This is a genomic window from Shouchella shacheensis, from assembly GCF_001484965.1.
Lineage (GTDB): Bacteria > Bacillota > Bacilli > Bacillales > Bacillaceae_D > Shouchella > Shouchella shacheensis.
The window spans coordinates 92,701-102,534 of record NZ_KQ947395.1 but is presented as its reverse complement, the minus strand read 5'-3'; the positions used below and the strand labels follow the sequence as shown (position 1 = coordinate 102,534).

Genomic DNA, 9,834 nt, shown 5'->3' with positions numbered 1-9,834 from the left:
CGAATTTCGGGGTGGATTATCTCGAAAAACATTCACTCTTCAGCGCTGCATAAGGATGCATAAAAAAGGATGCCTTGCCTAGTCCGCCGAGATTGCGCTCGTTCAGACGCTCCCTCTCGGCATTCCAGCATTCGCTCTCGGCGTTCAGACGCTCCCTCTCAGCGTTCCAGCATTCACTCTCGACGTTCAAACGCTCCCTCTCGGCGTTCTAGCATTCGCTCTCGACGTTCAGGGGCTCTCTTTCACTCCGCTCGAGTTCCGCCCTCCACCCTAACCCTCACCAGCCTTTAGCTCCTCAGCCTAAAAAAGCACCTGTCCCCAAGGAACAAGCGCTACTCTTAATCGACCGTTACCCATTTAACCCTCGCGACTGCCGAACAACCTCCCGCAACTTCTCATCGCTGAGTTGACTTTTCCCTTCTAGACCACTGCCTTTAGACAAGTACATCAAAAATTCAATATTTCCCTCTCCCCCCGTAATGGGAGAGAAGTCGAGTCCGTGGACGTCAAAACCTATGCTTTGTGCAAAGGCACTAATGTCCGTAACGACTTGAAAATGAACCTTTTCATCGCGAACGATGCCCTTTTTTCCGACCTGCTCACGCCCTGCTTCAAACTGGGGCTTGATCAGAGCAACGACCTCCCCGTCTTCTGCGAGGATTTCCCGGAGCGCAGGCAGGATCAGCCGAAGCGAGATAAACGAAACGTCGATCGTCGCAAAACTCGGGGAGCCCTTATGAAAATCAGCAGAGGTAGAATGGCGGAAATTGGTGCGCTCCATGACCGTTACTCGCTCGTCCTGGCGAATTTTCCAAGCAAGCTGGTTGTAGCCTACGTCTACGGCATAGACATGGGCCGCCCCATTTTGCAGGGCGCAGTCGGTAAAACCACCCGTGGAGGCGCCGATGTCGAGCACCGTCTTGCCCTCGACGGAAAGCGGAAAGACGGCTAATGCTTTTTCAAGCTTCAGGCCACCACGGCTAACGTATTTTAACATGCTTCCCTTGACACGTAGTGGCGCGTCGATTGCCAGCTTAAGACCTGGTTTATCCACTCGCTCGCTGTCTGTATACACCAGACCTGCCATAATGGTCCGCTTCGCTTGTTCTCGCGTCTCAATCAAGCCACGTTCCACAAGCAGCACATCTACGCGCTCTTTTTTCGACATTCTTGTTACGCCCTTTGCTTTTTCATTGGTATCATGCTTTGCAACGTATCCGCAATGCGTTCAGAGGTGAGACCAATTTCTTGATGGAGTTCTTTGACGGAACCATGCTCAATGAAACAATCCGGGATGCCAAGGCGCTTCACTTCCACGCCATGATAGCCCGCATCATGGAAGAATTCAAGAATGGCGCTTCCGAACCCGCCTTGAAGCGCTGCTTCTTCAATGGTTAGAACCGGGATCTGACTCTGGGCAATTTCATGAAGTAGCTTTTCATCCAACGGTTTTACGGAGTTCGCGTTCACGAGACGCACCGAGTTTCCTTTCTTCTGCAATTCGTTCACGGCCGCTTCGGCGACGGGCAGCATTGTTCCAAACGTCAGCACACACGCCTCCGAGCCTTCCTGAATCGTCTCCCATTTGCCAATCGGCAGCTGCTGAAGCTCTTTGTCCATTGACACACCGAGACCGTTCCCCCGTGGGTACCGGACGGCGATCGGCCCGTGCTCTACCGCCAATGCTGTGTAGAGCATATGCTGCAGTTCATTTTCGTCCTTAGGATTGAGGATGATCATATTGGGGAGCGCACGCAGGAACGCAATATCAAACACGCCCTGATGCGTCTCTCCGTCTGCACCGACGAGTCCCGCACGATCAATCGCAATCAACACATTCAGATTCTGGCGTGAGATGTCATGGATCACTTGATCGTAGCCCCGCTGTAAGAATGTGGAGTAAACCGCGTAGACCGGCTTCATTCCTTGCGTCGCCATCCCAGCAGCCATGGTCGCCGCATGCTGCTCGGCAATGCCGACATCAATCATGCGATCAGGAAACTCTTCCGCAAAGAGATCCAGTTTCGACCCGCCCGGCATCGCAGGAGTAATCGCGACCACCCGCTCATCCTTGCGAGCGATTTTTTTCAACGTATTCGCAAAAACAACGGGATAGGCCGGGGGTTGTCCAGCTTTTTTGACTACTTCTCCAGTTTCAATTTTATAAGGTCCAATGCCGTGCCAAGCGCCCTTTGCATCTTCCTCCGCTGGCTTGTACCCCTTGCCTTTCTTTGTGACAACATGCACGAGTACAGGACCTGAAGTTTTCTTAGCATACCGCAAATTATCCCGAAGATCGTCTAAATCGTGGCCATCTACAGGACCAAGGTACGTAAAGCCCATTTCTTCAAAGAAGACACCAGAGACAAGGAGGTACTTCATGCTATCTTTCAGTCTCTCCGCTGTGTCAGCGAGCTTTCCACCAAACGCAGGGATTTTGCGAACAAGCTGTTCGAGATCCTCTTTCGCTCGATTGTACTTGCCGGCTGTACGCAGGCGACCCAGCATACTATGCAAGGCACCGACATTTGGCGCAATCGACATTTCGTTATCGTTTAAGATCACGGTCAAGTCGCGCTGCTCGTCGCCAATGTGGTTCATAGCTTCAAGCGCCATTCCCCCAGTTAACGCCCCGTCACCAATAATGGCAACAACACTGTTGTCTTCTCCCTTTAAGTCACGGGCGGTCGCCATCCCCATCGCGGCTGACAAAGACGTTGAGCTGTGCCCCGTCTCCCAGACATCGTGCTCGCTTTCGTTGCGCTTAGGGAACCCGCACAATCCCTTGTACTGACGAATAGTGTCAAACTGGGTTGCACGCCCAGTGAGAATCTTGTGGACATAAGACTGATGACCGACATCCCAAATGAACTTGTCTTTTGGACTATCATAGAGTTGGTGCAGCATCAGCGTTAACTCGACCACTCCTAAGTTTGGTCCGATATGCCCGCCACTTACCGATAACTTCTCAATTAAAAAACGTCTAATATCAGCAGCGAGCTCCTTGAGCTGCTTTTTCGAGTAATGTCGCAAGAACTCGGGGCTCTGAATTTCTTCAAGGTTCATTGTCGAACCCTCCATTTTTAGATTCAAATTCGCTATACGCTCTCCTCACGTATAACTTGTCTCGATTTCATTAGACCAAGTATAGCAAAAAGTGTAGGGCAAAGAACAGCGATATCTTAGAAAAGTGGTCATGACTGCTCAAATAAGGGGGAATATGTAAATAATGAGATGTAAAAAGAAAGCGCAGGCGGATTGCCTAGAAGCACGGATTTTGGAAGACTTGCCACAGAAATCCCGGTCTTGGATTTCATTGTCAGGGCAAAAAATCTCAAAGCCCCTACCCCGCCGCAGCTAGACAATACGAAATGCGCAGGCGGGTTGCTTAGAAGCACGGATTTTGGAGGGCCTGCACTCGAAATCCCGGTCTTGGATTTCAGGGCAGGACCGAAAAATCCCGAGCTTCTACCCGCCGCAGCTAGACAAAAAGCCGTCCCAATGCCGAACGGCTCCTCTCTTAGCAATATTTCATTTAACGATCACGAAAAGTCACGTAATCCAAAAGCGACGCTAACAGCGTTTCTTCTAGTCCCAGCTCACGCAAATACGCTTTCGCTTCCTGATAATGGGTCTCAAGCATTTCTTTCGCTCCTCCAAGGCCCAAAAGGCTTGGATAGGTGCTTTTGTTGTTGGTTAAATCGCTGCCTACTGGCTTGCCAATCACCGAAGCATCGCCTTCGACATCTAAAATGTCGTCTTTAATTTGAAAAAGGAGACCGAGCTCCTGACCAAATAAGCGCAGCCGCTCCTGATCGACTTCCGAGACCCCCCCAATCAATGCACCCGCAAGAATGGCGAAGGAGAGCAGATCTCCGGTTTTGCGATGATGAATACTGGCAAGCTCATGAGCAGTAACCTGACGATTCTCCGCCTCCATATCGGCCATTTGTCCACCAACCATGCCCTCTGCCCCGGCGGCCTTGGAGAGCCCTTGAATGAGCTTTAGCTTGGTCTCTGCGCTAACGTCCTCATCTGCTACATCGGCAATGACGCCAAAGCTACGCGTTAACAGTGCGTCGCCAGCGAGGATGGCCGTTGCCTCACCAAACACCTTATGATTGGTTGGCTTGCCTCGTCGAAGATCATCATTGTCCATGGCTGGCAGATCGTCATGAACCAGTGAGTATGTATGGACCATCTCGATCGCACAAGCCACATCAACACCAGTGTCAAGCGGAAGGTTGTAGGCATCGAGTACAGCGAGCACCAATACAGGTCGAACTCGCTTTCCCCCTGCTTCAAGTGAATAGATCATCGACTTCTTTAGCTGATCTTCTGTTGCCATGGAGGCGATGTGCAGGGGCAGCTTGCGCTCAACCATTGTCCTTGCTTCATTCAAAAATTCTTGAAAAGACGCGCTCACTCCTGTTCCTCCTTGCTAAGATCGGTTTCGACAAGCTCACCGTCCTCGTGCATGATTTGATCGAGTTGATGTTCCACTTTCTCGAGCTTCTCATGACACGTCTTTGAAAGTTCCATTCCTTTTTGAAACATCGCAATCGCTTCCTCTAGCGGAACGTCCCCTTGCTCAAGTTTTTCAACAACGTTTTCAAGCTCCTCCATGGACTCCTCAAACGTCTGACTTGGCTTTGTTTCATTCACGTGTATTCCTCCTTTTCGGCTTGGCTTTTCCTCACGGAGTGCACCTGACAATCTATGCTTCCGTCGCTAACGTTAATCGTGAGCGAATCTCCTTGCTGCACTTGAGCGACCGATTTCAGCAGCTCCTCTTCCTTGTAGGCAAGCGAATATCCACGCTCCATGACATTTAGCGGACTAAGCAAATTTAAGCTGTGCAGCAAGGCAGAGAAATGCTGTTTCTTCTCTTTCACTCGCTCCGATGCTGCGCGTGTAAGGAGCGCCTCCTGCTGAGTAAGCTTTTCCCTTAACTGCGCGAGACGCGTGCTCGGGTGCTGCCGAGTGATGGCTTTGTTTACCTCTTTGTACCTTCTTCGTTTATCGATTAAGTGCCGCGTCGCACTCCCTTTTAATCTGTCGAACAGTCCGTCCAGTTGCTGCTCCTTTTGGCGCACAAGCTGCTCTGGGTAGCGAAACGCATAGGAGCGCTGCAGACGCTCCAGAACCTTTCGTTCCCCAACGACCCGCTCCACCGTCGCTCGCTGCATTCTCCGCCTTAAGTTACCCACTTGATCAATGAGTTCTCTGTAATCCGGCACAGCAAGCTCCGCCGCAGCCGTTGGCGTTGGTGCTCGCACGTCGGCGACAAAGTCGCTTATTGTAAAGTCCGTTTCGTGACCGACGGCTGAAATAACAGGAATGCGTGAATCTGCGATCGCCCGAGCGACGATTTCTTCATTAAACGCCCATAACTCCTCAATTGAACCGCCACCACGGCCGAGAATCAGTACATCAAACACGCCGGCTAGACTTGCCCTCTCGATCGCCTGGGTGACGGAAACAGGGGCTCCGTCTCCTTGAACAAGTGCAGGGAGGAGCGTAACTCTCGCCTGTGGAAAACGCCGTTTTAATGTAGTGCGGATGTCTCTAATCGCCGCACCTGTGGGTGAAGTAATGATGGCAATATGCTGCGGGAGACTTGGAATTCTCCGTTTTCTCTCGACAGCAAACAAGCCTTCTTCTTCCAGCTGACTTTTCAGCTTCTCGAAAGCGACATGCAAACTGCCAATGCCGTCTGGCTGCATTTCCTTTGCGTAAAACTGGTACTGGCCGTAGGGCTCATAAACATTGACTTCCCCGCGCAGGAGCACGTTCATACCATTTTCCGGTTTAAAGCGTAAAAATCGATTATGACCAGCAAACATCACCGCTTGAATGCGCGAATTCTCATCCTTTACGGAAAAGTACATATGGCCACGAGAATGTCGCTTGAAGTTGGAGAGCTCGCCACGAATCCAAACGTCCGGCAACACGAAGTCATCCTCCATCAGCTGTTTAACATAGCGCGTCACCTCAGTGACGGTCCACATTTCCGTCATGCCTACCTCCTATGAGCGTTTCCGTGCAGAATGGATGGTGTTGTCAAGTAGCATAGTAATCGTCATCGGCCCGACGCCACCCGGCACAGGAGTAATAAGGGAGGCCTTCTCTTTCGCTGATTCAAACTCAACATCTCCACGCAGCTTGCCTTCGACGCGATTCATGCCAACGTCAATCACTACTGCTCCTTCTTTAATGTCCTCGCCTCCCACAACCCCATAGCGCCCAACGGCAACAACGAGAATGTCCGCTTGACGTGTCATCTCGCGTAAATTGGGGGTGCGCGAGTGGCAGTACGTCACCGTCGCATGCTCATTGAGGAGAAGTTGGCCAACCGGCTTGCCGACAATGTTGCTTCGACCGATGATGACGGCGTGTTTTCCGGCAATATCAACGCCTGACTCCTTGAGCATGACAAGAATGCCGTGCGGGGTGCAAGGAAGAAAGCCCTCTTCCCCAATCATCATTTTCCCAACATTCGTCGGGTGAAAGCAGTCGACATCTTTGCTTGGAGCAATCGCTTCAATCACCGATTGCTCAGAAATGTGCGAAGGCAACGGCAGCTGCACGAGAATGCCATCAATGGATTCATCGCGATTCAACTCTTCAATCCTGGAAAGCAGTTCATTTTCCGGTGTTGTCTCTGGAAGCTCGATGAGCTCTGAGTGAATCCCTGTGTTCTCACACGCTTTTTGCTTATTTCGCACATAGGTTTGGCTGGCAGGGTCCTCCCCCACCAAAATGACTGCTAGACCGGGAGTAACACCTTTCTCTTTCAGTGCTTGAACCGAGGCCTTCATGTCTTCACGCTTTTCGCTTGCTAGCTGTTTTCCACTTAGTACTTGTGCTGACATCCCGCATTACTCCTTTTCTGTCTCGTCTGTCTTTTGCTTCATTGCTGTATCAAATGAATTGGACAACACTCCGTTCATGAATCTGCCGGCGTCTTCGCCACCAAAGGCTTTGGCAAGCTCAATAGCCTCATTCAAGGTGACATTCATCGGAATATCATCAATATAAAGCATCTCATACAGGGCCATCCGTGCAATCGACCGGTCCACATAGCCTAAACGGTCAAGCGTGTAGCCTTTTAAGTTTTGCGCTAGTACGTGATCAACCGCTTCTTGCTTTTCTTGCGTTCCGTAGATGAGTTCCTCAAAAAAAGGGGAGGCCTCTTCTTCCGCGGACACTGTGTTTTCAATCGCTTGCTCCGCTTCCAGGCCTATTAAATTCATTTGGTAGAGCGCCTGCACTGCTCGTAACCGTGCTACCCTTCGGTTCATAGTCGACTCCTTTAATCGTTCTAGCTTATTGATTCATCTTACCCAGTATAGCGCATATTCTACTTTCGTAAAAGCAATGAAAAAAACCGGCATTCGCCGGTTTCAACACCCCTTCTTCTATGCTTCATACGGAGACTCTGTAGGAGGTTCTTGTGTTTCAAAAAAGACGCCGACTACGTGCACATTGATCGCCTTAAGCTCGATCGCCGTCATTGTCTCAAGTGCTTGTTGAATGTTGTGCTGGATTAAGTTCGCTACTTCTGGCACCGCCGCCCCGTAAAGGATACTGATGGAAACATCGACAACAATGCCGTCTTCCCGCAGTTCAACCTTGACTCCTTTGCCATGATTCTTTTTCCCAAGGCGCTCAGCCACGTCTGCTGCGAAGTTTCCACGTAAGGAAGCAACGCCCTCGACTTCCTGAGCAGCGATTCCGGCAATGACCTCAATGACTTCAGGGGAAATTTCCACTTTCCCAAGTCCGCTTTTTTGTTCTTCTAGTTCTAAAAGCTGATGCTCATCCATGCTTTCATCTCCTTTGCTTGCAATTATTTTTCCACGGGCATGACGTCATAGGTTTCAATAAACTTCGTATTAAAATCACCGGAGACAAACACTTCATGGTCAAGCAAGTTCAAGTGAAACGGGATGGTTGTATCAACGCCTTCAATTTCAAATTCCTCGAGCGCTCGCTTCATTCGTGCAATTGCTTCTTCCCTAGTTGCCCCATGCGTAATCACTTTTGCTACCATTGAATCATAAAATGGCGAAATCGTATAGCCTGGATAAACCGCCGAATCAATTCGTACACCAAACCCGCCAGGAGCTAAGTAATCGGTGATTTTCCCTGGAGATGGCATGAAGTTCTTTTCCGGATTCTCAGCATTGATACGGCATTCAATCGCCCAGCCGCTGAAGGTAATGTCTTCTTGGCGAAAAGACAGGCGCTCCCCGTTTGCCACGCGGATTTGCTCCTTGACTAAATCAATGCCCGTCACCATTTCCGTCACCGGGTGCTCCACTTGAATACGCGTGTTCATTTCCATGAAATAAAAGGCTCCGGTTTGGTGGTCGTAAATAAATTCAACAGTTCCCGCTCCTGAATAATTCACTGCTTTTGCTGCCGCTACGGCTGCTTCTCCCATTTCACAGCGTTTCTTTGCTGTAATTGCTGGGGACGGCGTCTCCTCAACGAGCTTCTGAAGCCTGCGTTGGATCGAGCAATCACGCTCGCCAAGATGAACGACGTTGCCATGATTGTCCGCCATCACTTGAATTTCCACATGCCTGAAGTCCTCAATGTATTTTTCAAGGTAGACACCTGGATTCCCAAAAGCCGTCTCCGCTTCTTGCTGCGTCACCTGAATGCCTGACTCCAGCTCTTTAGCATTGCGGGCGACACGAATGCCTTTCCCGCCACCGCCAGCGGTTGCTTTGATAATGACTGGATAGGCGATTTGCTCAGCAACTGCTAGCCCATGCTCGACTGAATCAATAATGCCATCCGACCCAGGGACAATCGGTACGCCTGCTTGGTCCATCGTCTCCCGCGCTACGTCCTTCGCTCCCATACGAGAGATCGCCGTCGGACTTGGACCAATAAAGGTAATGTTACATGCGGCACAGATCTCCGCGAAATCAGCATTTTCCGCCAGGAAGCCGTACCCTGGGTGAATCGCATCCGTTTCTGTCAGTGTAGCGACGCTCATGAGGTTGGTGAAATTTAAATAGCTCTTTGCCGATGGCGTTGGTCCAATGCAAAAGGCTTCATCCGCAAGTTGTACATGGAGTGCATCCATATCTGCCTCTGAATACACTGCCACCGTTTCTATGTCAAGCTCCTTACAGGCGCGAATGATACGCACGGCAATTTCGCCTCGGTTTGCGATCAGTATACGTTTCATCATCAATAACCCAGCTCCCACACTTCTTTACAATTTAACGACCATTAGAGGCTGTCCGTATTCTACAAGCTCGCCGTTTTGCGCCACGATCTCAACAATTTCTCCTTGCACATCTGCAACAATTGGATTCATTAGCTTCATCGCTTCAACAATACAAACAACCGTTTCTTCTTCAACCTTCGCCCCTTCAGAGACATAGGGATCAGTGTCTGGGGAAGGGGCCGCATAAAACGTCCCTACCATTGGCGAGGTTACCGTGTACAAGTTGCTCGAATCCGCTGGCTCTTCAACAAGTACCTCTTCCTGCGCGGCAGGGGCTGCCGGCGCTTCTTTCTGTACCTGTGGCTGAACAGTTGAGTTAGACTCCTGAACGACCGACACGGGGGTCTGACTTTGTATCTGATGCTTTCGTAACGTAATTTTTGTTTTGTCTTCCTCGTATTCTAGTTCATCAACGGAAGATTGATCCAGTGCCTCAATGAGACTCTTAATTTCTTCGACGTTCAACACTCTCGACCGCTCCTTTTCGCTTCATTTCCTCGCAGTGGTCCTACCGCCTTGAGGAAACGCACCCATCTTGATATTTATTTCGCTATCGGTTCAAGATATCCTTTAATATGTAGAAA

General features: G+C 50.3%; 10 protein-coding genes. All 10 read right to left on the bottom strand.

Annotated features, from left to right (window positions below):
* Positions 1 to 349 precede the first annotated feature (349 nt).
* The 10 genes from AVZ68_RS04380 to accB all read right to left on the bottom strand — a co-directional run bounded on the left by AVZ68_RS04380 (position 350) and on the right by accB (position 9,718).
* A complete protein-coding gene (locus AVZ68_RS04380; protein WP_059103310.1) occupies positions 350 to 1,168 on the bottom strand; it encodes a TlyA family RNA methyltransferase in 819 nt (272 codons plus the stop codon).
* A gap of 5 nt (positions 1,169 to 1,173) precedes the next feature.
* On the bottom strand, positions 1,174 to 3,066 hold the full coding sequence (gene dxs / locus AVZ68_RS04375; RefSeq protein ID WP_059103309.1) for a 1-deoxy-D-xylulose-5-phosphate synthase: 1,893 nt from the start codon (positions 3,064 to 3,066) through the stop codon (positions 1,174 to 1,176).
* Positions 3,067 to 3,535: 469 nt separating this feature from the next.
* The gene (locus AVZ68_RS04370; protein WP_367576326.1) at positions 3,536 to 4,426 is read right to left on the bottom strand and encodes a polyprenyl synthetase family protein; all 891 of its coding nucleotides are present in this window, start codon (positions 4,424 to 4,426) and stop codon (positions 3,536 to 3,538) included.
* Positions 4,423 to 4,665, bottom strand: a complete 243-nt coding sequence (locus AVZ68_RS04365; protein ID WP_059103308.1) for an exodeoxyribonuclease VII small subunit — start codon at positions 4,663 to 4,665, stop codon at positions 4,423 to 4,425. Before AVZ68_RS04365 ends, AVZ68_RS04370 begins: the two co-directional genes overlap by 4 nt.
* Positions 4,662 to 6,020: an exodeoxyribonuclease VII large subunit gene (xseA, locus tag AVZ68_RS04360; protein ID WP_059103307.1), complete on the bottom strand. Its 1,359-nt coding sequence runs from the start codon at positions 6,018 to 6,020 to the stop codon at positions 4,662 to 4,664. Before xseA ends, AVZ68_RS04365 begins: the two co-directional genes overlap by 4 nt.
* Positions 6,021 to 6,029: 9 nt before the next feature.
* Positions 6,030 to 6,875: a bifunctional methylenetetrahydrofolate dehydrogenase/methenyltetrahydrofolate cyclohydrolase FolD gene (gene folD, locus AVZ68_RS04355; protein ID WP_059103306.1), complete on the bottom strand. Its 846-nt coding sequence runs from the start codon at positions 6,873 to 6,875 to the stop codon at positions 6,030 to 6,032.
* Between the two features lie 6 nt (positions 6,876 to 6,881).
* Positions 6,882 to 7,304 carry a transcription antitermination factor NusB gene (nusB, locus tag AVZ68_RS04350; protein ID WP_059103305.1) on the bottom strand — a complete coding sequence of 141 codons (423 nt, stop codon included), beginning with the start codon at positions 7,302 to 7,304 and terminating at the stop codon, positions 6,882 to 6,884.
* Positions 7,305 to 7,421: 117 nt separating this feature from the next.
* The gene (locus AVZ68_RS04345; protein ID WP_059103304.1) at positions 7,422 to 7,829 is read right to left on the bottom strand and encodes an Asp23/Gls24 family envelope stress response protein; all 408 of its coding nucleotides are present in this window, start codon (positions 7,827 to 7,829) and stop codon (positions 7,422 to 7,424) included.
* Positions 7,830 to 7,852: 23 nt separating this feature from the next.
* Positions 7,853 to 9,211 carry an acetyl-CoA carboxylase biotin carboxylase subunit gene (gene accC / locus AVZ68_RS04340; RefSeq protein ID WP_059103303.1) on the bottom strand — a complete coding sequence of 453 codons (1,359 nt, stop codon included), beginning with the start codon at positions 9,209 to 9,211 and terminating at the stop codon, positions 7,853 to 7,855.
* 24 nt (positions 9,212 to 9,235) lie between these two features.
* A complete protein-coding gene (gene accB, locus AVZ68_RS04335) occupies positions 9,236 to 9,718 on the bottom strand; it encodes an acetyl-CoA carboxylase biotin carboxyl carrier protein (RefSeq protein ID WP_059103302.1) in 483 nt (160 codons plus the stop codon).
* Between the last annotated feature and the right edge of the window lie 116 nt (positions 9,719 to 9,834).